26 protein-coding genes are annotated in these 26,704 nt (G+C 40.7%); 9 read left to right on the top strand and 17 right to left on the bottom strand.

The genetic code is table 11. The annotated features are described in order from the left end of the window. Positions 1–12 precede the first annotated feature (12 nt). Positions 13–2,787, top strand: coding sequence for a T9SS type B sorting domain-containing protein (locus NY014_RS14980; RefSeq protein ID WP_259415356.1), 2,775 nt, complete (start codon positions 13–15; stop codon positions 2,785–2,787). Further along, positions 2,784–3,215, top strand: coding sequence for a thiol-disulfide oxidoreductase DCC family protein (locus tag NY014_RS14975; protein ID WP_259415355.1), 432 nt, complete (start codon positions 2,784–2,786; stop codon positions 3,213–3,215). The genes NY014_RS14980 and NY014_RS14975 overlap by 4 nt, the downstream gene beginning before the upstream one ends. Here NY014_RS14975 and NY014_RS14970 read toward each other — a convergent pair. After that, positions 3,199–4,158, bottom strand: coding sequence for a sodium-dependent bicarbonate transport family permease (locus NY014_RS14970; protein WP_259415354.1), 960 nt, complete (start codon positions 4,156–4,158; stop codon positions 3,199–3,201). The two genes, NY014_RS14975 and NY014_RS14970, sit on opposite strands and share 17 nt — an antisense overlap. Positions 4,159–4,243: 85 nt before the next feature. On the opposite strand from NY014_RS14970, the gene NY014_RS14965 reads away from it, so the two are divergent. Together NY014_RS14965 and fabD are read left to right on the top strand one after the other, a co-directional pair. Then, positions 4,244–5,155, top strand: a complete 912-nt coding sequence (locus NY014_RS14965; protein WP_259415353.1) for a LysR family transcriptional regulator — start codon at positions 4,244–4,246, stop codon at positions 5,153–5,155. 57 nt (positions 5,156–5,212) lie between these two features. Then, on the top strand, positions 5,213–6,088 hold the full coding sequence (gene fabD / locus NY014_RS14960; protein WP_259415352.1) for an ACP S-malonyltransferase: 876 nt from the start codon (positions 5,213–5,215) through the stop codon (positions 6,086–6,088). A gap of 32 nt (positions 6,089–6,120) precedes the next feature. Here the strand turns inward: fabD and NY014_RS14955 are convergent, their stop codons facing one another. The 10 genes from NY014_RS14955 to NY014_RS14910 all read right to left on the bottom strand — a co-directional run bounded on the left by NY014_RS14955 (position 6,121) and on the right by NY014_RS14910 (position 16,381). Beyond that, positions 6,121–6,960: a DUF3667 domain-containing protein gene (locus NY014_RS14955; protein WP_259415351.1), complete on the bottom strand. Its 840-nt coding sequence runs from the start codon at positions 6,958–6,960 to the stop codon at positions 6,121–6,123. A 63-nt stretch (positions 6,961–7,023) separates the two neighbouring features. After that, complete coding sequence (locus NY014_RS14950) at positions 7,024–8,211, bottom strand: MFS transporter (protein WP_259415350.1); 1,188 nt, start codon at positions 8,209–8,211, stop codon at positions 7,024–7,026. 81 nt (positions 8,212–8,292) lie between these two features. Further along, positions 8,293–9,762 (bottom strand): NAD(P)H-hydrate dehydratase, encoded by a 1,470-nt coding sequence (locus NY014_RS14945; RefSeq protein WP_259415349.1) that lies wholly within the window; start codon positions 9,760–9,762, stop codon positions 8,293–8,295. Positions 9,763–9,766: 4 nt separating this feature from the next. Further along, positions 9,767–11,080: an MFS transporter gene (locus NY014_RS14940; RefSeq protein WP_259415348.1), complete on the bottom strand. Its 1,314-nt coding sequence runs from the start codon at positions 11,078–11,080 to the stop codon at positions 9,767–9,769. 59 nt (positions 11,081–11,139) lie between these two features. After that, positions 11,140–11,604, bottom strand: a complete 465-nt coding sequence (locus tag NY014_RS14935; protein ID WP_135074944.1) for an ExbD/TolR family protein — start codon at positions 11,602–11,604, stop codon at positions 11,140–11,142. A gap of 1 nt (position 11,605) precedes the next feature. Continuing rightward, positions 11,606–12,238 carry an ExbD/TolR family protein gene (locus tag NY014_RS14930; RefSeq protein WP_259415347.1) on the bottom strand — a complete coding sequence of 211 codons (633 nt, stop codon included), beginning with the start codon at positions 12,236–12,238 and terminating at the stop codon, positions 11,606–11,608. Positions 12,239–12,240: 2 nt separating this feature from the next. After that, positions 12,241–12,570, bottom strand: a complete 330-nt coding sequence (locus tag NY014_RS14925; RefSeq protein WP_259415346.1) for a hypothetical protein — start codon at positions 12,568–12,570, stop codon at positions 12,241–12,243. 60 nt (positions 12,571–12,630) lie between these two features. Then, entirely contained in the window at positions 12,631–13,440 is an 810-nt protein-coding gene (locus NY014_RS14920; RefSeq protein WP_259415345.1) for a MotA/TolQ/ExbB proton channel family protein, read from the bottom strand. A 340-nt stretch (positions 13,441–13,780) separates the two neighbouring features. After that, positions 13,781–14,647, bottom strand: coding sequence for a sugar phosphate isomerase/epimerase family protein (locus NY014_RS14915; RefSeq protein WP_259415344.1), 867 nt, complete (start codon positions 14,645–14,647; stop codon positions 13,781–13,783). A gap of 30 nt (positions 14,648–14,677) precedes the next feature. After that, positions 14,678–16,381: a GMC oxidoreductase gene (locus NY014_RS14910; RefSeq protein ID WP_259415343.1), complete on the bottom strand. Its 1,704-nt coding sequence runs from the start codon at positions 16,379–16,381 to the stop codon at positions 14,678–14,680. 102 nt (positions 16,382–16,483) lie between these two features. Between NY014_RS14910 and NY014_RS14905 the strand changes: the two genes are divergently transcribed. Further along, entirely contained in the window at positions 16,484–16,786 is a 303-nt protein-coding gene (locus tag NY014_RS14905; protein WP_259415342.1) for a hypothetical protein, read from the top strand. Positions 16,787–17,422: 636 nt separating this feature from the next. Here NY014_RS14905 and NY014_RS14900 read toward each other — a convergent pair. Both NY014_RS14900 and NY014_RS14895 read right to left on the bottom strand, forming a co-directional pair. After that, positions 17,423–17,803, bottom strand: coding sequence for a VOC family protein (locus NY014_RS14900; protein ID WP_259415341.1), 381 nt, complete (start codon positions 17,801–17,803; stop codon positions 17,423–17,425). A 30-nt stretch (positions 17,804–17,833) separates the two neighbouring features. Next, entirely contained in the window at positions 17,834–18,874 is a 1,041-nt protein-coding gene (locus NY014_RS14895) for an NHL repeat-containing protein (protein WP_259415340.1), read from the bottom strand. A 187-nt stretch (positions 18,875–19,061) separates the two neighbouring features. Here NY014_RS14895 and NY014_RS14890 point away from each other — a divergent pair, with 187 nt between their 5' ends. Together NY014_RS14890 and NY014_RS14885 are read left to right on the top strand one after the other, a co-directional pair. Then, positions 19,062–19,721 carry a sugar phosphate isomerase/epimerase family protein gene (locus NY014_RS14890; RefSeq protein WP_259415339.1) on the top strand — a complete coding sequence of 220 codons (660 nt, stop codon included), beginning with the start codon at positions 19,062–19,064 and terminating at the stop codon, positions 19,719–19,721. A gap of 21 nt (positions 19,722–19,742) precedes the next feature. After that, positions 19,743–19,895, top strand: a complete 153-nt coding sequence (locus NY014_RS14885) for a hypothetical protein (protein ID WP_259415338.1) — start codon at positions 19,743–19,745, stop codon at positions 19,893–19,895. 42 nt (positions 19,896–19,937) lie between these two features. Here NY014_RS14885 and NY014_RS14880 read toward each other — a convergent pair whose 3' ends face one another. Genes NY014_RS14880 through NY014_RS14870 form a run of 3 tightly spaced genes read right to left on the bottom strand, consistent with a single transcriptional unit; the run spans position 19,938 to position 22,712 of the window. Beyond that, positions 19,938–21,233: a TRAP transporter large permease gene (locus tag NY014_RS14880; RefSeq protein ID WP_135074971.1), complete on the bottom strand. Its 1,296-nt coding sequence runs from the start codon at positions 21,231–21,233 to the stop codon at positions 19,938–19,940. A gap of 1 nt (position 21,234) precedes the next feature. After that, positions 21,235–21,732 carry a TRAP transporter small permease gene (locus tag NY014_RS14875; protein ID WP_259415337.1) on the bottom strand — a complete coding sequence of 166 codons (498 nt, stop codon included), beginning with the start codon at positions 21,730–21,732 and terminating at the stop codon, positions 21,235–21,237. Then, positions 21,729–22,712: a TRAP transporter substrate-binding protein gene (locus tag NY014_RS14870; protein ID WP_435520645.1), complete on the bottom strand. Its 984-nt coding sequence runs from the start codon at positions 22,710–22,712 to the stop codon at positions 21,729–21,731. Before NY014_RS14870 ends, NY014_RS14875 begins: the two co-directional genes overlap by 4 nt. 188 nt (positions 22,713–22,900) lie before the next feature. On the opposite strand from NY014_RS14870, the gene NY014_RS14865 reads away from it, so the two are divergent. Both NY014_RS14865 and NY014_RS14860 read left to right on the top strand, forming a co-directional pair. After that, positions 22,901–24,541, top strand: coding sequence for a UxaA family hydrolase (locus NY014_RS14865; RefSeq protein WP_259415335.1), 1,641 nt, complete (start codon positions 22,901–22,903; stop codon positions 24,539–24,541). Between the two features lie 4 nt (positions 24,542–24,545). Continuing rightward, on the top strand, positions 24,546–25,934 hold the full coding sequence (locus NY014_RS14860; RefSeq protein WP_259415334.1) for a tagaturonate reductase: 1,389 nt from the start codon (positions 24,546–24,548) through the stop codon (positions 25,932–25,934). Here the strand turns inward: NY014_RS14860 and NY014_RS14855 are convergent. Further along, positions 25,920–26,681 (bottom strand): zinc-dependent peptidase, encoded by a 762-nt coding sequence (locus NY014_RS14855; protein ID WP_259415333.1) that lies wholly within the window; start codon positions 26,679–26,681, stop codon positions 25,920–25,922. The two genes, NY014_RS14860 and NY014_RS14855, sit on opposite strands and share 15 nt — an antisense overlap. Positions 26,682–26,704 lie beyond the last annotated feature (23 nt).

Raw genomic sequence — 26,704 nt, 5'->3', positions numbered from 1 at the left:
AACTGAAAAATTATGAAGCTGAAATATTCCTTAGCATTTTTTTTCTTCTTACTACTTGCCATCAATGAGGCATGGGCAACCCATATTCGAGCTGGTGAGATCATTGCCGAACGGATTTCCGTCCAAACATTAACATACCGAATCACCGTAGTCGGATATACGGATACCCGATCCAATGTAGTTTTCGGACCAGGGGTGATAAACTTTGGTGATGGAAGAGAGGAACAGCTCAACACAGAGAGCGATTTTTCATTGGTGGAACTTGTAGCGCCTCAAGTAGAAAAAAACACTTTTGTCATTACGCATACTTTCCAAGGACCTGGAACTTACACCATCCGTTTTCAGGAATTCAATCGAAATGACTTGACTCTGAACATGGACAATTCGGTCGATACGCCTTTTTATGTAGAGACTCAAATCACCATTGATCCTTTTATTGGTGTAAATAATTCCCCTGTTCTTACGATTCCTCCGGTGGATAATGGAGCTGTTAATGTTCGATTCATCCACAATCCAGGAGCCTATGATCCTGATGGAGATAGCTTGGCTTATGAATTGGATATCCCTAAGCAGGCTTTTCAGCGGCCAGTAAATAATTATCGTGACCCCAATGTCGCTGAGTTCTCTACCAATCAGGAATCAGGAGCCACACCAGCTCTATTTTCTATAGATGAGCTTTTCGGAGATTTGATTTGGGATGCCCCAGGCACGGCGGGACAGTTTAACGTGGCCTTCAGAATTAAAGAATTTAGAAAACTTGATGGAGTTTGGACTCAAATCGGATATGTGGTCCGAGACATGCAAATCATTATCGAAAACTCCAATAACAGAAGACCTGAATTAATCCTTCCGCCCGATCTTTGTGTAGAAGCAGGTACGCTTATCGAAGAAATTATTCAGGGTCAAGATCCTGATGGTGATCCTATCATAATTGAGGTTTTTGGTGAGCCGATGGAAATAACCACCTCTCCTGCTTCCTATAGCCCTGAACCAACATTCCAAAGTTCACCGGGAATCGTAGATTTTTCTTGGCAAACTGTCTGCAACCACGTTCGCGCTCGAGAATACGATGTACGAGTACGAATCACAGATCAACCTCAATCCGGCCCTTCCTTGGTGGATATTCGAACTTGGAGAATCAAAGTAATTGGCCCACCTCCAGTATGGGATGACCTAGAGCAACAAACCGGAAGAACAGTTGAACTCAACTGGGATCCATATGTCTGTGGAAATTCCGCCAGCGAAATGCAAATCTGGAGAAGAATCAATTCTGACCCTTATGTGCCAGATAGTTGTGAGACGGGAATTCGTCCAGGCTACGAGTTGATTGGAATTACTGACATGGAAACCTTCAGTTTCACCGATTTGAATGGAGGAGAAGGCCTAGCTCCAGGCAACACCTATTGCTACCGATTGGTAGCAGCTTTCCCAGAGCCTAGACTAGGAGAAAGTATTGTATCTGAAGAAATCTGTATCACAATCGATGTAGACGTTCCAATCATCACCAATGTCAGCATCGAGGAGACAGATGAGCAGAATGGGGAGATTTTTGTAAAATGGACCCCGCCCTATGACATCGATACTATACAGTTCCCCGGACCATATAGCTATGAACTTATTCGACAAGATGGGTTCTCTGGATCAAATAATAGAACCAGTTTGGGAATAACAAGCGATACACTATTTACAGATACTGGCTTGAACACGGAAGACTTGGTATATAATTACAAGGTCGTTCTTCTAGATAACGGCACCAAAATAGACACTTCGTCGACCGCTTCCACTGTCAGACTTGAGCCAACGATCATCAATCAAGCAATTGAACTCAATTGGACTTTTGAAGTTCCATGGAACAATTCAATCGGTGAATACAAGCACGAAGTCTATCGAAACAGAACCGATGCCAATGCTCAAGATGCAGACACTTTTGAATTGATTGCTGAGGTGGATGTCACCCAAAATGGATTCACATTCCTAGATGACGGAAGTTTCAATGGTGTTCCACTCGAACGGGAAATCGAATACTGCTATTATGTAGTGACAAAGGGCGCTTACAATGTGGCAGGATTGGTATATCCTCTGGAAAACAAATCCCAAATTGTCTGTGCAAAACCAGATGACAATCGCCTTCCTTGTCCGCCAGTATTGACCTTTGATGGGCCAGTTTGCTCGGAGTACTTAGCAGAACAACCATGTAACACCAATACCTTCTATCATGATTTAAGCTGGGAGCCTGACTTCTCTGGAGAATGTGATGATGAGCTTTCTGGATACAGATTGTATTACACACCAGATGGTGAAGAAGGACAGTTTAATCTCATTGCCGAACTCAGTTCTTTGGAATTATCAACCCGTATTTCCAATCTAACTACGTTCCGAGGTTGTTACTACATCACTGCTATTGATCGCTCAGGCAATGAAAGTGAACCAAGCAATATAGTCTGCGTAGACAATTGTCCTTTCTATGAACTTCCGAATGCCTTCACGCCGAATGGAGATGGTCTGAACGACACCTTCATCGCCTTTGACAATCCATTCTCCCAATGCCCTCGTTTCGTTCTTGGTGTGGAAATTTTTATTGTCAATCGTTGGGGCGCTGAGGTATTCAGATACAACAGTCTTGAGTCTTCCGAAAATGACGTATTTATCCGCTGGGATGGAAAAGACCAAAATGGAAATGATCTACCAGCCGGTACCTACTTCTACTCCGGAAAAGTCACCTTTGATGTGTTGGATCCAAGCCAAAAAGAACAAGAACTGAAGGGAACCATTCAGATTCTTCGATGAATGAATCCAAATCTATAATTTTCTTCGATGGAGTATGCAATCTCTGCAATAGCTCCATCGATTTTATTATTCAAAGGGATAAAAACAATCGCTTTCTTGTAGGTGCTTTACAAGATGATTTTTCGAGAAAAATATTGTCAAAGCATTCGGTAAAGCCCGATTATTTAGATTCTCTTATTCTCTTGGAGAACGATCAAATTTTTTATCGAAGCACAGCCGTATTAAAAATCGCAAGGCATTTAAGTGGACTTTGGCCTTTATTTTATGGCTTTATTATTTTTCCAAGCTGGCTAAGAGACCCTATTTATGATTGGATAGGAAAAAATCGCTATCGTTGGTTTGGAAAGAAAAACACCTGCAGAATTCCAACTCCAGAAGAACAAGCGAAATTTCTCTCTCCAAAAACTTTCCTCAAAAAGCCTGAATAATCATCCAGTAAATCGGCATTCCCAAAGTAATATTGAAAGGAAATGTGATTGCTAATGCCATAGGAATATAAAGTCCTTCATCAGCTTCCGGATTCGCTAGTTTCATAGCTGCTGGTACAGCAATGTAAGAAGCACTTGCTCCAAGAATTGCGAAAATAAAACGATCCCCCACATCCGGTACAATCCAATAACTCAAGATGGAAACAATACTTCCGTTAACCAAAGGAACTAGGATGGCGAAGAAGGTGGAGAAGTAACCGTTTTTGAAAAAGGCCTTCAGTTTTTTACCGCTACTAATTCCCATATCCAACAGGAATACCGCCAAAAAGCCTTTGAAAATATCGGTAACGAAAGGCTTTATCCCTTCTGCTTGTTTTTCATCTGCAATCAAACCAATGACCAAACTCCCCAAAATCAAAAGCACCGAACCATTAGTAAAAGCATGTTTGATAATTCCCCTAATTCCTCCAGGAGTTTTATTGTCGGAATATTTCCGCAGCAGAATCACTCCCGAAATAATTGCCGGTGCTTCCATCAAAGCCATTACTGCTACCATATGACCTCCGAAAGTCACCCCTTGCGTATCCAAAAAGGAAGCTGCTGCCACAAAAGTCACTGCTGAAATTGAACCATAGGCTGCTGAAATTGCAGCAGCATTTGGTGTGCCTAAACGAGGCCTGAGGATAAAAAATGTATAAAACGGCACAGCCGCAGAAAGGACCAATCCAAAGATCAAGGCCCAAACAATATACATTTCAAAATGGCTGTGAGAAAGTTCCTGACCTCCTTTAAACCCAATAGAAAGCATCAAATAAAGGGCAATGAATTTGGCTGAGGTAGGTGGTATTTCTAAATCACTCTTAAACTTGACCGCCAAAATACCCAACACAAAAAACAGCAAGCTGGGATTAGTTAGGTTATTTATCAGAATTTCAAAATTCATATCACAAAGATTTACAGAAAAAATTTAAATAAAATAGAAACATAATTTTTTTTGATCGTATTATACTTTTGTATCAGTTTTAGTTATGAATATATCTTTCAATCAACTTCGAGCGCTTCATGCTGTAGCCCAATACGAGAGTATTACCAAGGCAGCTAAATCATTGGACATGACCCAGCCTGCTGTGTCTATGCAACTTAAGAATCTTCAGGATCAATTCGATGTTCCGCTTACCGAAATGATCGGTAAAAAGGTACACATTACCGAATTCGGAAATGAATTGGTAGAAATTACAGATCGGATTTTTGAGGAACTCGGACAGATTGAACAGCGAATGCTGGAGTTAAAAGGCTTATTGGCCGGAAAAATTAGAATCTCCTCCGTTTCAACAGGAAAGTACATCATCCCCTACTTGATGGCTGAATTCATGAAACTTCACCCTCATGTGGAAATCAGCCTTGAGGTTTCCAATCGATACAAAGTTCTTGCTCATCTGGAAGAAAACAGCACCGATCTAGCTTTGGTATCCATTTCGCCACAGGACATGGACTTGGAAACCTTAACCTTGGCAGACAATAAGTGGTACCTGGTGGCTTCACCAGAAAATGCTGAAAAGTATCAGAAATTTATCGAGGAAAATAATTGGCAAAAAATCCCATTCATTCTAAGAGAAAAAGGATCGGGTACCCGAGTGATGATGGAGAAATTTTTTGAAGACCGGGATATCACCATTCAAAGTAAAATGGAATTGGCCACAAATGAGGCCGTAAAACAAGCGGTAATGGCGGGGTTGGGAGCTACGATTTTATCCCAATATTCTATGCGAAAAGAAATTCCGGAGGGAAGAATAAAAATTCTCGAAGTGGACGGCCTACCACTTGAAGCAGATTGGAAATTAGTTTGGCTTCGGCAGAAAAAACATTCCCCTGCAGTCTTGGCATTTATTCGGTGGATTTCAGAAAATCACGAGGAGGTTTTTAAGCGGCTACTTAGCTAAGCATTCAGTCCCGCCTGAAGGAAAAGCCCTATATTTGTGCCAACCAAACTAAAACACATGAAAGCATTTGTTTTTCCAGGGCAGGGAGCCCAATTCCCAGGAATGGGAAAGGACTTGTACGAAAACAATCCAAAGGCAAAGGAATTATTCGAACAAGCCAATGACATTCTGGGATTTCGAATCACTGATGTAATGTTTGATGGAACAGCCGAAGAGCTGAAGCAAACACAAGTGACGCAACCTGCTATTTTTCTACATTCAGTAATCTTAGCTAAGACCACCCCTGATTTCAAACCAGACATGGTTGCAGGTCATTCCTTGGGGGAGTTTTCCGCCTTGGTAGCCAATGGAGTATTGGCTTTTGAAGACGGATTAAAACTCGTTTACCAGCGAGCAATGGCGATGCAGGAGGCTTGTGAAATCAACCCGTCCGCCATGGCTGCAATTCTAGGTTTGGATGACGAAAAAGTAGAAGAAATCTGCGCGAGCATTGAGGGAGAAATCGTCGTTCCAGCAAATTACAACTGCCCAGGTCAATTGGTAATCTCCGGAACCAATAAGGGAATCGAAATTGCCTGCGAAAAAATGAAAGAAGCGGGTGCAAAAAGAGCACTTCCACTTCCTGTTGGAGGAGCTTTCCACTCTCCTTTGATGGAACCTGCGCGAGAAAAGCTTCAAAAGGCAATTGAGAATACTTCCTTCAATCAAGGCACTTGCCCAATTTACCAAAATGTAAGTACCACAGCTGTTACCGATGTAAATGAGATCAAAGCCAATTTGATTGCTCAGCTTACCGCTCCAGTAAAATGGACCCAATCGGTAAGAAACATGGTTAAAGACGGTGCCTCTGAATTTGTGGAATGTGGACCTGGAAAAGTCCTTCAGGGATTAGTCAAAAAAATCCACCCGGAAGCCATCGTTTCTGGTGTTTAAAATTTAAGACCTGCCTCAGTGCAGGTCTTTTTTTATACCATCCAATAGGAGACCCAAAACAATATAAATCTATAAATAATAAAGCTTGGAATCACCCACATGGATAAAACTAGACTTTTCCAAACAGACTCCTGATTTGTTATTTGGAAGGCTCGCTTCATCTGGAAAAACCCATAGACCCAAATGGCAATAAAAAAGATTATACTGAGAGAAAACTCATTGAAAAACCACCCAAAACCAGAACTGAAATAGTTTTGCAGAAAGAGAAAAAGCCCTGGTACCAAGACCAAGAAAATCAGGATATAAAAACTATAGAAGTAAGCTGATTCGGCCAAGAAATCTAAAAAATACAGCTCCTTTCTCTTCCAATACAACAATCTCAAAACAGCCCCCTGCATAATCACCAGTACAATTAATAAGAGTTTGGCATTGGATTCAGATTTCTTTTCAAAACTAAGCCTAAACTCCTCCATGCTAATGTCCATTTTCTCAACTCTTTGCTCCACAATGGGTCGAATCAAAGAACTGTAAGGTAAGCCAGTCATTTGAATAGATAAGGAAGTATTGAAAGTAGAAATAAATGGAAAAATGAAATAGACAAGGTTTGCAAAAAAGAATAGCTGAACCGGAGAGAGGTATTTTTTTCTCACCCCCTTTATAAATGATTGAGTCAATTCACCTGGTTGCGTTACAAGAAGTTTAATTGTTTTGAAAAATTTCCCATCCGCCACAAAAATTGAAGCAATCAATTCTTCAAAAAAATGACTGAGGCTTTTATCTCGAGAGCTGAGCTTTTTCTCACCGCACTCATGGCAAAACTGGCCTTTTAGAATTGTGCCACAAGCAGGACAATTTTCAGTTTGAACCTCCATTAATGAATGATTACGAACTGATTAATATGTTGAAAATTTCCATAAATCAAAAGGAAAAAAGGGTTAGCTAACCACCTTCACTCGCCTTGCCAATGGAATACAAAGAAGGCTAAATCCGATCGCTAAATAGCCGACAATATTATAATTGGTTAATTCTCCTGCTGCATTTTCCCCGATTATCATCCCTGCAATTAAGGAAGCGAGACCAGTTGCTAATTGTTGAATCGCTGAATTAAAACTCAAAAAACTACCCCGATTTTCGGGCTTTGCAGTACCTGTGATGATGGCCGCAGCTGGGACATAGCGCCCATTTGAAGTCACAAAGAACATGGTCGAAACCATCAACACAAAAGGAATTGGAGTGACTCCCAAATGCGTGATAATCGCGATCGGGATTACATTCAAAGTCATGAAAATGGTGAATATTCGAAGCTTCCCATATTTATCCGACATTTTACCCACCCAAGGAGAAGTGAAGATGGTAAAAGCGCCTCCTGCCATGTAAATGTATGTCAGCTGTAACTCCGTAAATCCCACATTAGCTACCGTGTAAGGACTCAAAAAAGGAATGATCATAAACTGACCAAACATCATCATCACTGAAAGGGTGATTGCACGCATTTGATTGGGATTACTAGTCACTCGACGTACCACTACCATAGGATGTGGGCGCTGAAGTTCTTGCTCCAAATGACCTGAGATGCTTGGAATAAATTTGAAAATCATTCCCAGACTAATAAAGGAAAGTGCTGTCAATATGAAGAATGGGGTATGCCAATCGGATAAACCCGCCAAAAACAAACCCAAAGGAACGCCTAAAACCGAGGCAACAGAAAATGCGGCCATTACCAAACCCATTGCTCTTCCCCTTCTGACATCGGGAATTACATCTCCAATAATTGCTAAAATCAAAGCAGAGGTCAATCCCCCAAAAAGTCCCGATAGGATTCGTGCCATTAATAATATGAAATAGCTGGGTGAAAGCGCACAGCCTAAGGTCGCAATGGTAAATCCCACATAAACCCAAAGGAGAATTTGTTTCCGATCAAACCGATCCAAAAAGAAGGCTCCAAAGAAACTCGAAACTCCTGCGCTAAAGGTGTAGGAAGAAACCAAAAGACCAAACTCACTGGGAGAAATTTCAAAAATCCGCATCAACTGTGGGCCAAGCGGCATCAGAATCATAAAATCCACGATGTGGATAAAATTGATCGCTGCCAATGTCCAAAGCAGTAATTTTTCTTTATTCATAAAAATACTTTAGCCCAAAACCTCATTTTCATGAGTATAGTTTACTGTGTTTCTCTTTTATTTTTCGACCGATAGAATAAATTATTCAATTCCTAGCATGCGATATGTTTCAGGAATCTTTTCAATAATATCTGAGGCCATTGTTCCCCTTTTTTTCAATTCACCAGCTAATTCCCCAGCCAAACCATGATGATATACCCCACAGATAGCCGCATTTTCTGGTGAATATCCCATCCCCAGATAAGCTGTCAACATCCCAGTCAAGGCATCACCTGAACCTCCAGTCGCCATAAATTGAGACCCTGAACTATTAAATAATTGTCTTCCATCGGGTAAAGAAATCAGGGTATTGGCACCTTTGAGCACTAGGACGATTTGATACTTTTCAGCAAAGTCTTTTGATTGAATTATCCGTTCGAGATGATTTTCAGCCTTTCCTACTAATCGCTCAAACTCACCGATATGGGGAGTTAAAATTGAATTAACTGGGATCTTTTCCAACAATTCTGGATTTCGGGAAAGTACATTCAAAGCATCCGCATCCAAAACCATGGGTTTTGGAAAATTCTTGAATATGGATTCGAGTAATAATTTCCGCTGTTCTATTCCCCAGCCCGGACCTACTCCAATTGCATCATAGTATTCTGGATTTGCGATCAGTCCCCAAGATGCCATAGCTTCTGGAACAGCCGTCTGAATTATCTCTCTTTCGGTCTCTTCGATATGAATAGTCACCAATCCAGCACCTGTTCGCAGAGCACTTCTTGAGGCAATTACCATTGCTCCCATTTTTCCGGGACTCCCTCCTACCAACAAAATCTTACCAAAATCTCCTTTGTGGGAAAAGCGATTAAACTTTCGATGTAAAGGGAGCAAATCTTTTCGCTGAACAAAGAAATAATCAGAATCGAACTCCTGATAAAGAGATTCATTAATTCCAATATCCACGACCTCCAGTTCGCCTACTAGATTTGCATTCTCAGGAAGCAAAAGCGCAAGCTTTGGAAAGGCAAAAGTGATGGTATAATCAGCTTTTGCAACATCTGAACCTCCCAATCCCTCAGACTGTAACCCACTTGGAATATCGACTGCTATTTTGATTCCTGAAAAGGAATTGAACTTTTGAATAATTTCACGTGCCTCTGGCCGAAGCTCTCCCTTCAAACCCACACCCAAATAGGCATCAATAAAAATCGCATCTTTAGAAGTTGAAAAGACTTTCCAATTAATCAAACTATCCTCTTTAGGAAGTTTTTCAAGATTGGTTTCAGCATCTGGACTAAGAATGCAATTTTCACCAAAGCAGGCAACAACATTTACCTTCCAACCTCTTTCAGACAAAAGTCTAGCAATCGCAAATCCGTCTCCTCCATTGTTACCCGCTCCCGCAAATACAAAGATGTCTTTGGTCCTATCAAAGTCTTTTCCCAAAAACCAATCACAAAACCCTTGAGCAGCTCGCTCCATTAATTCATAACCGGATTCACCACTTCTCTCTATGTGAAGCTGATCCAATTTTTTGACGGATTCCCCATGTAAAATGCGAATCATCTTATCAGGTTGCTTTGATGGATAAATCCTTTTTCGGAATACTAACTAAAAGGAGGAAACCAAGGCCTACCAAGAAGAAAATCCCCAAGGAAAGCGCAGAATTCCGCATACTTCCAGTTAATTGCTCAATTATTCCATAGGAAAAAGTACCAAGTACAATGGCAATTTTCTCAGTCACATCGTAGAAGCTAAAGTAACTTGCATGGTCTGTGGTTGTCTCAGGAATCAATTTTGAAAACGTAGATCTAGAAAGGGACTGAATACCTCCCATGACTAGCCCAACTACGAAAGCCAAGGCAAAAAATTCATACACATTGTAGACATAATAAGCAGCTCCACAGATTAAAGTCCATATCAAAACCATGATGACCAAACTGGTTTTGTTGCCATATCTTTTGGAAATGAATGCAAAGAGGTAACTCCCAATGATGGCTACAAATTGGATAATCAAAATAGTCATGATCAATTGCGCTCCCGGTAAACCCAATTCCTTATCCCCAAATGTCGCGGCTAAGTACATCACAGTCTGTACCCCCATAGAATAAAAGAAAAAGGAAGCCAGGAATTTATTCATCACGGGCATGGTTCTCAGCTGTCCAAAAACCTTTCTTATCTCTTGATAGCCATGAAAAAGCAATTCTCTATTGAGTTTTTTATTGTAAGGGTTTTTGGGTAAAACACGGAAGGGAATCTGGGAAAATCCTGCCCACCAAATGCCAGTAATCAAAAAGGAAAGCCTTGCTGCAATTCCTCCTTCAGGAATACCAAAGACACCGGGCATCTGAATCATAGCTAGATTCAAAACCAACAAAATCACGCTTCCAACATACCCTAAGGCAAAACCTTTAGCACTCAGCAAATCATATTCTTCCTCTTTAGATATCTCGGGTAAGAAAGCATTATAAAAAACTATACTTCCAGCATACCCAACACTTGCAGTAACGCTACACAATATCCCCCACTCTAGATTTTCACCTTCAAAAAAGAAAAGCCCAATACAGGCTATAGAGCCTAGGTAAGCAAAGAATTTCATAAACTCTAGCTTTTTCCCACTACTATCAGCAATCCCCGACAACAATGGGGAGAGCAAAGCTATAACCAAAAAGGAGAAAGAGATTGAGTAAGAATATAAAACCGTGTTGATAATCTCAAACCCAAAAAAAGAAACAATCTCAGAGCCGTCTATACCTTTGGTAACTGAGTTATAGTAGACTGGAAAGATGGTGGAGGTGATTACGAGACTATAGACCGAATTGGCCCAATCGTACATAGCCCAGGCATTTTGGACCTTTTTTCTATTGGTGGTGATTACAGACATAGCGAAACAAAAAAAGCTACCTCCTAAGAAGTAGCTTTCAATATAAAGATTATTGAGAATTAATTGCGAACTACCTTACCAACAGATGCATAAAGCACACGTCGGGCGTCAGCTTCTCTTAACTCAGTTTGCACGTCAGAGATAGGTCCCATTTTCACATCCTTATCCACCTTCATAGAGATGGTGATCATTCCACGATCAGCTTCAGGTAAAGCATCACGCTCACGGTTAACCCACTGGACGATGTCAGTTGTATTCATCAACGCATCATTAGCCTGAACTCGAGGCTCAGAACCATAAAGCGCTGTGTTTTTTGGCTTACCAATATAGATGTAAGAAATAAGAGTTTTCTTTTGCAACTTCTGAAGCTGGGTAGCTTGCGGAATTTTCTGCTCTACCAGGATTTCCTGCTCTCTCAATACTGTTGTAACCATGAAGAAGAACAACAGCATGAAAATAATATCAGGAAGTGCTGAGGTAGGGATACTTTCCGAGGTTTTCGTCTTTTTCTTAAACTTTGCCATATCAACTACCGATTTTATCAGGTTCTGCAATAGAAATCGCCATTGGGATTCCTTCTTTTCCTTTATCGATCAATGCCTCTTCGGCCTCATCTTTACCTGTCAAAGTTCGGTACTCATCGGTATCTAAATTAACACGCTCCGCATAAATGTCGAAGTATGCCTTTTTAGCCAAATCGAATACTTCTAAGAATTTCTCATAAGAAGTACCACGGTTTGTTTTGATGGAAACTACCGCTTCACCAGGGTGATCGGATGATTCAGGATCTCTTTTAGCCTGAGCACGTAGAGATGCCGGAAGTGAGTTGAACAAAGCTTGTGCATCCTCATCGGGTGCAGCAAAATTCAAGACAAACATCTTGATCTCTTCGTCCAAACCATCAGCACTCTCGCGATACTCACCCTCAACTAGCAAATCGTCATTAGCGTTTACCAGGATGGTAAAGATGTTTCGCTCGTTTTTGTCGATTTCTGGTGGGGGATTATTCGGATCTAACTTCGGTGGAAGGACGTTCAAAATACCCTTGTCCGAAGCGATCGTTGTCGTCACGAGAAAGAAAATCAACAACAGGAAGGCGATATCCGCCATGGATCCTGCGTTAACTTCCTGACTCATTCTGCTTTTACCTTTAGCCATAATTACTTAATAGCTTTATTCAATTCAGTAAATACAATACCTACAAGAGCAATGATAGCCAATACGTAGGTGGTGATCAACATACCTCCCACAAATTGTGAACCTGTAGGAGTCAAGTTAAAGGGTTCTGCTTCGAATTTTGGAAGTACCTCATTGCTTGATACTGAATAAGCAATGAAGAACAACACTGCGATGGCAATGATCCCCACGACAGTCTTCAGCAAAGATTTCGGATTGTCCAATGACTTGATTAAAGGCATAACAATCGCGAAGAAAGCACCGAAGATGACTAGGCCATATCCAACGTATAGGAAAATGTCATAAGTATCCATAATTGTTTCTTCTTTGGAGTTTGACTAATTAAATTAATTGGTACTCGGAATAACTGGAAATTACTTACCAGTCAACTTGTGCTTCACAAGGATGTCTACCAAAGAGATAGAAGCATCTTCCATGTCATTTACCAAAGAATCGATTTTAGCCACACAGTAGTTGTAGAACAACTGAAGGATGATCGCAACAATCAAACCTGCTACGGTAGTCAAAAGGGCGATCTTAATACCACCAGCTACAAGGGATGGAGAGATATCACCAGCTGCTTCGATAGAGTCGAATGCACCGATCATACCAATTACCGTACCCATGAAACCAAGCATTGGAGCAAGTGAGATGAATAGGGAAATCCATACAAGACCTTTTTCCAAACGGCCCATTTCAACGGATCCATAAGCAATGATAGACTTCTCTACCATTTCGATACCCTCAGAGTATCTCATCAAACCTTGCGTAAAGATGGAAGCAACAGGTCCTTTAGTGCTTTTGGTTACTTCTTTAGCAGCTTCTACACCTCCGGAAGACAATGCGTCCTCAACTTTAGCAAGAAGCTTCTTTGTATTGGTGGTTGAAAGGTTCAAGGTGATGATTCTTTCCAAAGCTACGGCAAGACCTAGGATCAAACAGATCAATACCGGAGTCATGAAGACAGGGTCACCTTCGATGAACTTCTCTTTTACCACCTGGTGGAAGCTTTGCTCCTCTGCTACAATTTCGTCATCGACGATCATAGGAGATGCAGCAGGCTCCTCTGCTACTGGTGTTGTTTCTTCTTGAGCCGCACTATCGGCTTCTGCTTCTTGTGCGTTAGCGAAAACAGGTGCAAACAAGATACCTGCCAGCATGAACAAAGCGATTAACTTTCTCATAATGTGAATTTTAAATAGACTTTTGATAAAGGTTAAATGGTTTCTAAATTAAAATCGAGTTTTAAAGTTATCATTTTTTGGCTTCAAAAAACAATGAGTTCTTTTAGATTTTTTTGAAAAATTCAGCATTTAAGCACTGAATTAGGCAATTTTTACATGAACGGAAGGATTTCAGTATATCTAATCGAACATTAAACTTTCTTAACTCGCCCCTAAGGTTCGGATTTTTTTTCGAAATCAAAAAGAATTTCTTTCAAGATTCTTTGCAACAGTATTTCATTTCTTTCTTTTCTGATAAACACTCTTAAAATCATCCAATAAGAAGGAAAATTAAAAGCAATCAATACCTCAGGCTTTTTAAGTAAGCGATACTTTTTGGAAGAGCCTCTAATTCATGCTCACTCTCATCTTCAATAAACATATGTTTGATACCAATTCGATTTGCTTCTCTTAAAATAGCTGGAAAATCCAATTCACCTTCCCCTAATGGAACATCATTTTCAGGCCCAGTCAATCCAGTTAAATTTTTAGGAGCACCCTTTTTAAAATCTTTCAAATGCAAGGACACCCATCGATCACCGTACTTTCGAAGCAAGCCTGCCGGATCTCCTCCTCCAAAATGCGTCCACATCACATCCATTTGCAACTTGACAAAATTCGAATCGGTATTTTCAATTAAATATTCCAATAAAGTCGCATCCTCGTAAGGCTGGAATTCATATCCATGGACGTGATATTTGAAAGTAATCCCATTTTCTTTCAGGACTTTCCCGGCTTGATTGAAAACCTGTATTGCTCGATCCGCATCTACCTTTGAAAACTGCCCAACCTTATGTGGAATCCATGCGCACATGACATAACTAGCTCCCAGGGCTTTTGCCCGATCAGCTACTGCCTGAGGATCTTTTTCCAATTGCTCAAATCCAGTTCCGGTTGAAGGAATCGTGATTCCTCTTTCCGCACACATTTGCTTAAAATCTTCTGCATTTACACCCCCTGGAGCACCGCCTTCAAATTCAGTAAATCCTAAGCTTTGAATAATATCAAGCGTCTCCTCCACTCCATTTTCCCAATGATTTCGAAAGGTGTAGGAGGCAATACCCAATGGCACCTGAAACATGGGGTCTCCTTTCTGTTGGGCTTTCGAAGAATTAGGCATTAATGAATAGACAAATAGGATTGGAATAAGTATCCAATAATTCTTCATAGTTCGGGTATTTTAGTATGATACAACTATTTATAAGTTCATCTTTTTTAATTCCTCCACGGCATAATTTGCTGCTCTTGCTGTCAAAGTCATAAACATCAAGGTAGGATTTTGTGTACTAGTACTTGTCATACAAGCTCCGTCAGTCACAAACACATTTGGGCAAGCATGCAATTGATTGTGTTTATTTAATAAGGATGTTTTAGGATCTTTTCCCATTCGGACACCTCCCATTTCATGAATATCCGATCCCGGAGGTGCTCCCGAATCGCTCACATCAATATTAGTGAATCCCATGCGCTCATACATTTCATATTGCTGCTGGAGGAAATCTTCTGTCATCTTATCATCATTCTCAGTCCATTCCACAGACATAACGATTTTAGGAATTCCATATTTGTCGGTTTCAGATTCGCTGAGTCGCATATGATTGGATTCGATCGGGACAACCTCCCCTTGCATCCAAGCTGCCATTCCCCAAACTCCATATTTTCTATTCAGAAGATTATCTCTCAATTGGTGACCAATCCCAGAGGTGTCGGAATCGATTCTTCTACTTCCAGACATTCCTATAGCATATCCTCTCAAAAAATCAGTCTCTTGTTTATAGACATTTCTAAATCTCGGCACATAGGCATGACCTGGATGTCTTCCTTCGGTAGCTTGGTCTAAAAAGCCTTCGAAAGTAGCATAGCCTTTGCCACGGTAATTATGACAAGCCATAAATTTTCCCATCAAGCCATTGTCATTTCCCAATCCATTAGGAAACCTCGAAGATTTTGAGTTCAATAAAATGGCATTCGTATTAATCGTGGAAGCATTGACAAAAATGATCTTAGAGTAAAACTCCATGGCTTCTTTGGTAAGGCGATCGATAATTCGAACACCGATTGCCTTGCCTTTTTCCTCTTCATATATAATGGATTCTACGACAGAATCTGGACGAACTGTCAAATTTCCGGTTTTCTCAGCCCAAGGTAAAGTAGCTGCATTTGCTGAAAAGTATCCTCCATAAATACAGCCTCGATTACACATATTTTGATGCTGACACTTATTTCTACCTTGCTGCTTGTGGATTTCCTGCGGATCGGTCAAATGAGCACATCTACCCTGAATCAGATAACGGTCTCCATAAATCTTCTTGAGTTGCTCACTGTAGTACTTTTCGACGCAGCTTAATTCAAAGCCTGGCTGAACAATCTGATCGGGAAGGACATCTAAGCCATCCTTCGAGCCACAGAACCCAACAAAGGTCTCAACATGCTTATACCAAGGTTCCAAATCTTTATATCGAATAGGCCAATCCACTGCATAGCCATCACGAGCCGGGCCTTCTAAATCAAAATCAGACCAACGCTGTGTTCCTCGAGCCCAAAGCAGGGATTTTCCTCCGACATGGTACCCTCTAAACCATCGGAAAGGCTTTTCCTCTATGTAAGGTTGCTCATCTTCAGCCAAAGCCCAATGCATAGTCTCTTCCCTTCCCCATCTGGCAGCACCTATTCCCGAACGTTTCTCAATTGGGACAGTACCCCGAAATTCAAATTCCCAAGGTGCTTTAGAAGCTGTAGGATAATCCTCAATATGCCGAACCATGCGCCCTCTTTCCAACACCAAGGTTTTCAAACCGTTTTCACAAAGTTCTTTTGCTGCCCAGCCTCCACTTGCTCCCGATCCGATTACAATGGCATCATAGGTATTTTGGGCTTGGGCTTTCAGGTTGAGATTAGACATTTTCTGTTTGATTGAAATGAAATATGGCAAAAGCAAAATAAAACCAGATAAATATTCCAGTTAAATGGATATAAAAGGTAGAAAAATACTTTGAAGCAAAAAATGAATCATTCAATAGCCTTTAAAACAAAAACGGGAAGCAACCTTTCGATTACTTCCCGTTCCACAATCCAACAACCGAAATTGTTAAACTGCGCCAAGCTACAGTTCGTGGCTCCATCTGTCAAGCAGCAGGAAACCTTCAATTTGAAGCTACTCCGAAGAGTATTCCCAACCGAACATCATGTCGTGTTTCTGCGGTTGCCCGTCTCAGCTTTGTTTCGAAAAACGCTGCCCTTCACACCTGAAGCCCAGGAAAATCTTTCGATTTTCGAATGGGTGGATCTAATGACACTTCTGCGGTAACCCGTTTCAAGTATTTCTTTCGAAATATCTCCTTTGTGCCAGATGACATTGAAGCCGAAGCTTCTCTGTACGCTGATTAATCTGCCATGCTCGCAACGTTATCGATCTAAGACCGACAAGAAGCTCGACTGAATCATCAGCCAGTAGCAGCGACAGAAATTTGAGTAAATCCGAAGATTTTTCTCAAACTCAACTCATCCTGATAGCACTTCTGCGGTAGTCCGTTTCAGAAATTTATCTTTCGATAATTCCCCTTTGTGCCTGATCCCAAACTGTCAAACCAAGATCCGGAACGTTTTCCGACCATTTATCTCTCACTTGGTAATATCAAAGTTGAGCAAGATTTCCTTACTTTCCAACTATTTAAAATTTTATTTTCCCACAATTTATCACAACAAAATATATATGATTTCAACAGCTTATAAACAAAATTCTGTTACTTATCCACAATTGAAAAATAATAGCTGATTTCCATCAGCAAAAACGCATTATCCCATTAAAATTATGAGTGTTTTGGTTGCCTAAGGATCGAACAGATCTATTCAATCCCAAAAATAATTTATCTGTAGACTGCTATTTCTTTGATTGAAAGAGTTACCGGGAAAATCCAACTCGCTTTTAAAAATATCCCGGAGCTTAAGATTTGGATCTAATACCAATACGATTCCCTTCTGAATCTATAAATACTCCCATAAAACCCAGCTCGGGATTTATTTGACGCTTGGAAATCATAACCTTTCCTCCAGCTTCCTCTACTCTACTTAATTCCTCCCCACAATCTTCAGTCTGGAAATAAATCAAGTTTCCTTTATTAGCACTGGGTGTATAGAACTCTTTGTGATAAACAAGGCTGCCGGAAGCTCCTTCACTCCCACTTTCAACTGGAAACAAAGCCACTTTAAAATCTCCAAGATCCTGAAAATCCAGCTGGCAATCAAAAACTTTCTCATAGAATTTAATCGCCCTACTCATATCTTCTACAGGAATTTCAAACCAAGCAATTTTTACTGATTTCATGAATCCGTGGGTTTGGTGAAAAACTTGATTCTAAACTCTAGTTAATTTAATCGGATAAGTTTTCCCAGCATTCCACTGACAGACATAGATATTCTCATCCTGATCTATACAAACATCATGGCAATGCTTAAAGATGGGTTCGGACTGCACCATTAATTGAAGTTCGCCATTTCGGTATTCCGGTGCTGTTCCTCCTGGATTTGACACGACCTTATTCTCTTTATCCAGAATTGTGACAAAACCTGAATTATCCATTTGCTCCAAATACTTCAATCGGGACCAGCATACTCCAGCATAAAGATTTTCACCATGAATAACAGGTCGGCAAACAAAAGCTCCAGGAAGAAAAATCGTTTCCAAATATTCCCCCTCCATGCTAAACCGTTTAAAGGAATTATGCCCTCTCGAGGTGCAAATCAAAGTAGGTTTGGCTCCTCCCCTTTGATCCACTGCAATCCCATGTGCAGTTTTAAATTGAGCATCCCCATGTCCATCACCCCCAAATTTTCTTATAAAATTTCCTTTTGAATCATAGTGTAGGAAAAATTGGGAACCATAACCATCCGCTATATATAAATCACCATTTGGAGCGACAGCTGTCTCGGTAGGAGTCCACCGCATCCCTTCTTGATAAATGCCTTCTTGAATTGGATTCTCGATTTCAGTTACTATGGTTCCATCCAAAGTAGTTTTCACCACTCGCCCACCATTATCTACTATCCACAGGTATTCTGCATCACCTTCATCCACCAAAGTCAAACCATGAGCCGCTTTCATCCCCAAGGTCCAAGTCCCCAATAGTTTCCCACTTTGGTCGTAGATGATCAAATTATTGCGGGGCTCATCTGTCAATAAAATCATTCTACCTTTTCGATCCATAACCATCTCATGACAATTCACCACCGGATACTTATCGGGATCCAGATTCCCCCAATTCATATCCAACTTGTAACGAAAATCTCCATGACCTAAGATCTTGTCTTGGGCAGCAAATAATGAAAAATCAGGTTTTAGGCTCATAGCAAATCCAAAAAGGGAAGTCTTTTGAATAAAATTCCTTCGCGAATTCATAGTGTAGTTTCTTTCAAGTTAGCGAAATGGAATTCAAATGAAAATTGAGGAAGAAAGAATAATCAATCTCAAAAACCCAAATTTCATTTTTTATAGGGCTATAAAAACCATAGATAATTTAATAGTAGTCCAAAAGGCAAGGTTTTTAAGAATAGGCAAGAATCAATAACTTATAAAAAAATTAGCCATGAAACTCAAAAGCCTGACTCTATCCTCATTTCTTTTCTTCCTAATGCAAATAACATTTGCTCAGGAAATCGCCATTCAAACTTATTCCCTTCGAAATCAATTGCCACAAGATCCTGTCAAGTATTATGAAATGATCGCCGATTGGGGAATCCATGCCATAGAAGGAGGCGGGCTATACGATTTGTCGGAAGTTGAATATGAGCAACTATTTGCAGAAAACAGACTACGGATCGTTGGAGTTGGTGCAGACTATAATCAATTACTAAGAGATCCTACCCCAATCATTCAGGAGGCGAAAAAGCAAGGCGTAAAATATGCTACTTGCTATTGGATACCTCATCAGGAAGGTCCCATTTCTCTAGATGAGATCAAAGTCGCCACAGCACTTTTCAATGAAGTGGGAAAAGATTTTCAAAAAGAAGGAATCACACTCTTGTATCATCCGCATGGCTTTGAATTTTCACCTGCAGGAAAAGGAGTGGTGATGGATTGGATGCTTGAAAATGCTGAAAATTTCGCATTCAATATGGACGTGTATTGGGTGAAAATGGGAGGAGGTGACCCTTTGAAAATCATGAAAAAGCACAAAGGAAAATTTCCCATGCTTCACTTAAAGGACAGAAAAATAGGAACACCAAACTCCAATGATGGACATTGAGATGTAGAAACAAATGTCGTCTTGGGAACAGGCGATGTGGGAATTGAGAAAATCATCAAAGAAGCCCAAAAGCAGGGTACGGCTTACTTAGTGATTGAAGATGAAAGCAGTCGATCGGTTGAGCAAATCCCACTTTCGGTGGCATTTATTAAAAAAGTCATGGGGCAAGACTAAAAACAAAAAAAAGGAGGGTTTTTCGAAAACCCTCCTTTCATTTTATACCCCAAATAATTCGGGTAGCCAAAGACTTATTTGCGGAAAAAGCATAATTAAAATCAAAGCCAATATCATCGCAAAAAAGAAAGGAAGTAATGGCTTGAGAACTTTTTGAATACTGGTTTGTGCTACACCCACTCCTATAAATAAGATAGAACCTACAGGAGGTGTACAAAGACCTATACAAAGATTCAACACCATCATGATTCCAAAATGAACAGGATCTACTCCGAGCTTAGTCACTACTGGGAGAAAAATCGGAGTGAAGATCAATACAGCAGGAGTCATATCCATAAAAACCCCAACAAACAATAGAATCAGATTGATCATGATTAAGATGACCACGATGTTATCACTCAGTGATAGAAGGGAATTTGCTATTTGTTGAGGGATTTCTTCTGCGGACATCACCCAAGACATCGCCATAGAAGTAGCAATCAGCAACATAACAACGGCCGTTGTTTCTGCTGACTTCAACAAAACTGATGGAAGCTGAGAAACTTTCAATTCTCTATAAATCAAAGAAAGCCCCAAAGCATACAATACCGCAATTGCTGATGCTTCTGTGGCTGTAAAAACTCCAGCAACAATTCCTCCTATAACCACAATCAACAAGAACAAGCTTGGAATTGCCTTCCAAAAAGTTGAAAGCAAATGTCTAAAGGAAGAAGACTCACCCGAAGGTAATTTCTTGATCTTCACCAAAACCGCGGCTGTGATCATCAACATCAATCCCACCAAAAGTCCGGGCACATAACCTGCCACAAATAAAGCTGCTACTGAAACTCCTCCTGAGGCTAAAGAATAGACAATCAGTACATTGGAAGGTGGGATAATCAGACCAGTAGTAGAAGAAGTAATATTCACAGCCGCCCCTAATTCCTTTGGATATCCTTCCTTCTCCATTCTTTTTCCCAAAATCCCTCCCATGGAAGAAGCTGCTGCTACTGCCGAACCTGCGATTGCTCCCATCAACATGGCCGCGATTACATTCACATGAAGCAAGCCTCCTGGTAATCTTCCTGTAAGGGCCTTTGCAAATTCGATCAACCGATTTGCTATTCCTCCCCTATTCATAAGTTCCCCAGCTAAAATGAAAAAGGGAATAGCAAGTAGTGAAAAACTGTCCAATCCTGTCCCCATTCGCTGGGCTATAGTAGTAGCTGCAGGTAGTGCTGAAACTGTTACTAATAGTGTCAACAAACTTGAAAGTCCCAAGCTCCAAGCCACAGGCACTCCTATTCCCAAAAAGAACAAGAATGAAATAACCAAAACCAAAATGCTTAAAGTCTCCATATCAAGTGCTTGGTTGGGATGATTTCAAAAAGAAAATAGCCATTGCTTGATAGTAAATCACCAAAAGCCCACTAATAGGAATAATGGCATACACATAGGCTAGCGGAATTTTCAATGCAGCGGAGGTTTGCCCTAAGGTAAAGGTGATGTAAACCAAGTTACTTCCACCAATAAACATGGCTACCAAAGCGAATAGCAATACGAAAAGATGAATCAGAATTCTTGTTCCTCGAATTTGTGAACCGTTCATTTTACTCAAAACAATATCAATCGCTAAATGCTGATCCTTTCCGGCAACGTAAGCTGCTCCAAGCATTCCAACCCATATCAACATATATCGGGCAAGTTCATCAGTAAACGAACTTGGATTTTGAAAGACATAACGAGAAACTACCTGCCAAGTCACATTGATAACCATCAAAGCCATCAACCCAACTAAAGCCGTAGCAATAACTCGATCAATTTGACTTTTCCTTTTTAATGAAAACAGTTGACTCATTGGTATTCCTGAATTTCTTGGATGATTTCATAGATTTCCGGCTGCTCAGTTTTTAGGGATTCATAAACAGCGCTTACTGCCTTCCTGAAAGGCTCTTTGTCAGGATAGGAAATAACCACACCCGCCTTTTCCAATTCTTCCAGGGATTTTTTTGTAGAAGCAGCCCAAAGTTCATATTGGTAATCTGCAGACTCATCTGCCGCCTCCTGAAGCCATTCCTGCTCCTGAGGACTCAAACTATTCCAAACTTTGGTACTAACGATCACCACATCTGGTAGCGCTGTATGCTCATCCAAAGAATAATAGCCGCAAACTTCATAATGCTTGGATGTGTAAAGGCTTGGTGGATTGTTTTCGGCACCATCCACAATGCCTTGCTGAAGGGCTGTGTACAATTCTCCATAGGCGACAGGCGTAGGCGAACCTCCCATAGCTCGAACCATATTGGTAGCCATATTGGATTCCATTACTCGGACCTTCAAACCTTTGAGATCTTCTGGGCTTTCAATTGGCTTTTCCTTAGAATAAAAACTCCTCTTTCCAGCATCATAATAACAAAGTCCACGTAACCAATATTTTTCACCGTCCAAAAGGAGTTTTTTACCAATCTCACCTCGAAGGACTTTGGTTAAATGCTCATCATCTCTAAATAGAAAAGGAACTCCCAACACCTGCATCATAGGCGCAAAACCTTCCAAAGCTGCTGAAGAAACCTTGGTCATTCCCAAGCTGCCGATTTGAAGGAGCTCAACCAATTCCCTTTCTGTACCCAATTGTTGATTTGGGTAAACCTTGATTTTCAATTTTCCTCCGGACTTTTCCTCCACCCGCTTTGCCAAGAAAAGCATTGCCTCATGCACAGGATGGGAAGTAACCAAAGCATGTCCCATTTTGATGACTCGCACATCAGAAGGACCGCTGCAGGAAACTGCAATCGCAATTGAAAACAAAAGAATCCAAAATGCCTTTCTAGCCTGCATTAATCGAATTTTACTCATCAAACAATAATACACTTTTTAAAAGACTATTGGCAGTAGAATTATATGATCGTATTGCGATTGGCTCCCATCTCAAATAATCCTCCAAAGGATTGTCTAATTCCACCATACTTTATTTTTCTCAAAAGCCTTCTATCTTGCTTTGTCATTTTACCCCAACAAAGCCCAAAATGAAAATCAGAAGTTTGCAGATTGATCCTTTAGACAATGTACAAGTTGCTCTCCAAGATTTATATAAAGGAGATTCAATTCAAACTGAAAAGGAAAAGGTTGTGCTCCAAGATGATATTCCGGCAAAACACAAATTTGCTTTGCAGGACCTGAAACCAGGGGAATCGGTAATCATGTATGGGGTTTTGGTGGGAAAAGTAACGGCATCCATTCCAAAAGGGGGGCTCCTAACAACTGAAAACATCAAACATGATAGTGCCCAATACGGAAGAAGAAATATAAAGTATACCTGGAATCCTCCACAAACCGATCGTTTTGAAAACAGAACATTTGATGGGTTTCATCGATCTGACGGGCAAGTTGGGACGGCAAATTATTGGCTGGTTATTCCATTGGTCTTTTGTGAAAATAGAAATGTGGAAGTGATCCGAAATGCATTTTTGGAAGAATTGGGATACGCTAAACCCAACCCCTTCAAAAGTTTGGTGAAAGGACTTGTCCATGAATATCAAAGCGGGAAAAAAGAGTCCGAAATCAAATTGGAGACTTTTTCAAACTCAACTAGTCAGCGATTATTTCCAAATGTTGATGGAATCAAATTTTTAACTCATCAAGGAGGATGCGGTGGGACTCGACAGGATGCGGAGGCTTTGTGTGCTTTGTTGGCGGGATATGTTCACAATCCAAATGTGGCGGGGGCGACTGTTTTAAGTCTTGGATGTCAACATTCACAAGCAGATATTTTGAAAGAAAAACTGTACCAATTCAACCCTAATTTTGATAAACCTCTATTTGTTTTTGAGCAGCAAAAAGAGGGAACGGAATCCGAGCTTTTAGCGAAGGCAATAGAAAAGACCTTTTGGGGCCTAGCTGCCGCTAATAAAAATAAACGAAAACCTGCTCCTCTTAGCAAACTATGTATTGGTTTGGAATGTGGGGGATCGGATGGCTTTTCCGGTATTTCTGCAAATCCAGTTCTAGGCCATGTTTCGGATTTGGTTGTGAGTTTGGGAGGGAAAGCTGTACTCTCCGAATTCCCTGAACTTTGCGGCGTCGAACAAAATTTAATCGATCGCTGCGTGGATGACCAAACCGCCAATCGATTTACAGAATTGATGCGAGCCTATTCCTCAGCGGCTGAAAAAGTAGGTTCGGGATTTGATATGAATCCTTCCCCGGGAAACATTAAAGACGGCTTAATCACGGACGCTATCAAATCCTGTGGAGCCGCAAAAAAAGGGGGGACCTCTCCCGTCGCTGATGTACTTGATTATGGGGAGTATGTAAAAAAGTCTGGACTTACACTCCTCTGTACCCCAGGAAATGATGTGGAAAGTACAACCGCAATGGCCGGTTCCGGATGCAACATCATTCTTTTTACCACAGGATTAGGCACGCCGACAGGAAACCCAATCACTCCTTTAATCAAAGTTTCCAGCAATAATTCCTTAGCTAGGCGAATGCCGGATATTATTGATTTTGATGCAGGAGCAATTATTTCAGGAGAAAAGACAATTGAGGAAATTGGAGAAGAATTACTGGAAGAAATTATCCTGATTGCAAGTGGTAAAAAATCTACGAAGGCAATGGATTTAGGACAAGATGACTTCATTCCTTGGAAGCGGGGTGTTTCTCTCTAATCAAATGAATTCAAGCAGCCCCATAGAAATACTTCAGATTGGAAACGGAAATTTCCTCCGTGGCTTTGTGGATTGGATGATTCAGGTGGCTAATGAAAAGGGTATTTTCAGCGGAAAAATTCACAGCGTCCAAATCCACTCCAAACAAGCTGATCCTCGAATGAGGCGACAAAATAACCGTTTTCATGTTTGGGAAGCGGGGATTGAAAAAGGTAGAAAAGTTAGTCGACTCAAGGAAATAAACAGCATTGCTGCGTATTCTTGCGCACAAGAGGATTTTCAGGAATTTTTAAAAATCGGTGAAAATCCTGACCTGAAATTTGTCATTTCCAATACCACAGAAGCAGGGATTGAAACTAATCCTGAGGATGAGAATTTTGAAAATATCCCAACAACATTTCCGGGAAAACTGACCCAATTGCTTTGGTATCGCTATTTGCATTTTAAGGGAAATGATGAAGCGGGATTGATTTTTTTACCCTGTGAACTCATCGAAAGGAATGGGCAGGAATTAAAAAAATGTATTCTTTGGTATGCGAAAACCTGGAAATTGGAAGAAAGATTTTCAATTTGGCTCAAACAGGCTTGTACTTTCTGCGATACCTTAGTTGATCGAATTGTCCCTGGTTTCCCAAAAGAAAATTATTCTGAAATTCAGCCTCAACTTCATTTTCCAGATGAGCTACTAGTCATGGTGGAACCCTTCCATTTTTGGGCAATCCAAGGGCCAGATTGGTTACCGGAAGTTTTTCCATTGGATAAAGCAGGCTTGATTGTCAAATTCGTAAAGGACCTGACTCCCTACCGAACTCGAAAAGTCCGAATTCTAAACGGAGCGCATACGGCTTTAGTCCCTTTTGCCTTTCTTCAAGGTTTCAGAACGGTTAGGGAATGTTTGGATAACCCCGAAATAGAAAATTGGCTAAAGGCTGTCTTATTCGAAGAAGTCATACCAACTCTCGATGGGGATAAAGATGAATTAGAGACTTATTCTAATGAAATCTTGGAACGCTTTGCCAATCCATTCATCCGACATGAACTTCAATCTATAGCTCTGAATAGCATATCAAAATTCAAGGTTCGGGTCCTTCCCTCTATTCTAGCTTTTCATCAAAAAACCGGAAACTGGCAGAAAAAGCTTTGTGAGGCTTTTGCAGCCACCTTCCTTTTCTACAAAGGTGAATTCAAAGGGACTTCTCTTCCCCTAAATGATCTCCCATCAGTCACAGATTATTTTAAACAGGCTTGGAAAAATCCGGACGAAAATAAAGTCATTGAAGAAGTTTTGGGAAATACAGAACTGTGGGGTGAAGATTTAAACTCCTATCCAAGTTTGAAAACTCATCTGACCCAATCTTTGGAAAAATTAAGGCAGAAACTAGACAGATTTTAAGGTGATTGGATCCTGCTGAAGTAAACGCACCAAGACACTATATAACTCGGGCTTTCTAGCTTTGAACAGTTCAGGCCGTTCGAAAAAATTTTCCAATGCGACTGCGAAGAATTCATGGGAATCCTCTCCTCCTCTTTCTCGAAAAAAATCATCGACCCCAGTTCTAATTAGCTTCTGCTCTCCAAACGCCAACTCTTGATATTCCTCCCAAATGACTGGATGGAAAAAATCACTTTCGCCATTGTAACGAATCTGGTTCTCCAGCTTTAGAGCGTGTGCTACCTCATGAATTCCCAAATTCACACCGTCTTCATAATCTGCCAACCCTTTTGCAAAACAAGACCAGGATAGTACAATTAATCCCAAACGGGGATTTACTTCTCCACGATGAAAAGCTTTTGAAATATTGGAGAAATAAGTATCGGGATAAACCAGAATTTTCTTGAAATGCCGAAGCTGAACATTAGAATAACCAAAGGTGACCTGAACTATGGTTGCCCCAATCAGCACTTTCATTTCGGGAGTAATTCCCAGAAGATTCCCTCGAGCGATGAATTTCTTATCCGTCAATAAATATTCGAGCCTTTGCTTGAATTCTTTCTGATGTGTAGGACAGAGCTGAGAAAAATAAGGGAAATATTTATCGAGAGCATCTAGTTCTTCCTTGTTCAGGCGGTGATGAAAAACTGCTCTCCAAATCCTCCAAATGCTTTCGGAGACAAAACTTAGTACTTCGACAAGAAACATAAACAAATAAAAAAGGTAGCTGA

Origin of the sequence: Algoriphagus limi (assembly GCF_024919275.1) — a bacterium.
Classification (GTDB): Bacteria; Bacteroidota; Bacteroidia; order Cytophagales; family Cyclobacteriaceae; genus Algoriphagus; species Algoriphagus limi.
This window is presented reverse-complemented; position numbering and strand designations above follow the sequence as displayed.

Coding starts and splice junctions, on each gene's coding strand:
- NY014_RS14980 (WP_259415356.1), top strand. CDS start 13: ATGAAGCTGAAATATTCCTTAGCATTTTTTTTCTTCTTACTACTTGCC.
- NY014_RS14975 (WP_259415355.1), top strand. CDS start 2,784: ATGAATGAATCCAAATCTATAATTTTCTTCGATGGAGTATGCAATCTC.
- NY014_RS14970 (WP_259415354.1), bottom strand. CDS start 4,158: ATGAATTTTGAAATTCTGATAAATAACCTAACTAATCCCAGCTTGCTG.
- NY014_RS14965 (WP_259415353.1), top strand. CDS start 4,244: ATGAATATATCTTTCAATCAACTTCGAGCGCTTCATGCTGTAGCCCAA.
- fabD (WP_259415352.1), top strand. CDS start 5,213: ATGAAAGCATTTGTTTTTCCAGGGCAGGGAGCCCAATTCCCAGGAATG.
- NY014_RS14955 (WP_259415351.1), bottom strand. CDS start 6,960: ATGGAGGTTCAAACTGAAAATTGTCCTGCTTGTGGCACAATTCTAAAA.
- NY014_RS14950 (WP_259415350.1), bottom strand. CDS start 8,211: ATGAATAAAGAAAAATTACTGCTTTGGACATTGGCAGCGATCAATTTT.
- NY014_RS14945 (WP_259415349.1), bottom strand. CDS start 9,762: ATGATTCGCATTTTACATGGGGAATCCGTCAAAAAATTGGATCAGCTT.
- NY014_RS14940 (WP_259415348.1), bottom strand. CDS start 11,080: ATGTCTGTAATCACCACCAATAGAAAAAAGGTCCAAAATGCCTGGGCT.
- NY014_RS14935 (WP_135074944.1), bottom strand. CDS start 11,604: ATGGCAAAGTTTAAGAAAAAGACGAAAACCTCGGAAAGTATCCCTACC.
- NY014_RS14930 (WP_259415347.1), bottom strand. CDS start 12,238: ATGGCTAAAGGTAAAAGCAGAATGAGTCAGGAAGTTAACGCAGGATCC.
- NY014_RS14925 (WP_259415346.1), bottom strand. CDS start 12,570: ATGGATACTTATGACATTTTCCTATACGTTGGATATGGCCTAGTCATC.
- NY014_RS14920 (WP_259415345.1), bottom strand. CDS start 13,440: ATGAGAAAGTTAATCGCTTTGTTCATGCTGGCAGGTATCTTGTTTGCA.
- NY014_RS14915 (WP_259415344.1), bottom strand. CDS start 14,647: ATGAAGAATTATTGGATACTTATTCCAATCCTATTTGTCTATTCATTA.
- NY014_RS14910 (WP_259415343.1), bottom strand. CDS start 16,381: ATGTCTAATCTCAACCTGAAAGCCCAAGCCCAAAATACCTATGATGCC.
- NY014_RS14905 (WP_259415342.1), top strand. CDS start 16,484: ATGAATCATTCAATAGCCTTTAAAACAAAAACGGGAAGCAACCTTTCG.
- NY014_RS14900 (WP_259415341.1), bottom strand. CDS start 17,803: ATGAAATCAGTAAAAATTGCTTGGTTTGAAATTCCTGTAGAAGATATG.
- NY014_RS14895 (WP_259415340.1), bottom strand. CDS start 18,874: ATGAATTCGCGAAGGAATTTTATTCAAAAGACTTCCCTTTTTGGATTT.
- NY014_RS14890 (WP_259415339.1), top strand. CDS start 19,062: ATGAAACTCAAAAGCCTGACTCTATCCTCATTTCTTTTCTTCCTAATG.
- NY014_RS14880 (WP_135074971.1), bottom strand. CDS start 21,233: ATGGAGACTTTAAGCATTTTGGTTTTGGTTATTTCATTCTTGTTCTTT.
- NY014_RS14875 (WP_259415337.1), bottom strand. CDS start 21,732: ATGAGTCAACTGTTTTCATTAAAAAGGAAAAGTCAAATTGATCGAGTT.
- NY014_RS14870 (WP_435520645.1), bottom strand. CDS start 22,712: ATGCAGGCTAGAAAGGCATTTTGGATTCTTTTGTTTTCAATTGCGATT.
- NY014_RS14865 (WP_259415335.1), top strand. CDS start 22,901: ATGAAAATCAGAAGTTTGCAGATTGATCCTTTAGACAATGTACAAGTT.
- NY014_RS14860 (WP_259415334.1), top strand. CDS start 24,546: ATGAATTCAAGCAGCCCCATAGAAATACTTCAGATTGGAAACGGAAAT.
- NY014_RS14855 (WP_259415333.1), bottom strand. CDS start 26,681: ATGTTTCTTGTCGAAGTACTAAGTTTTGTCTCCGAAAGCATTTGGAGG.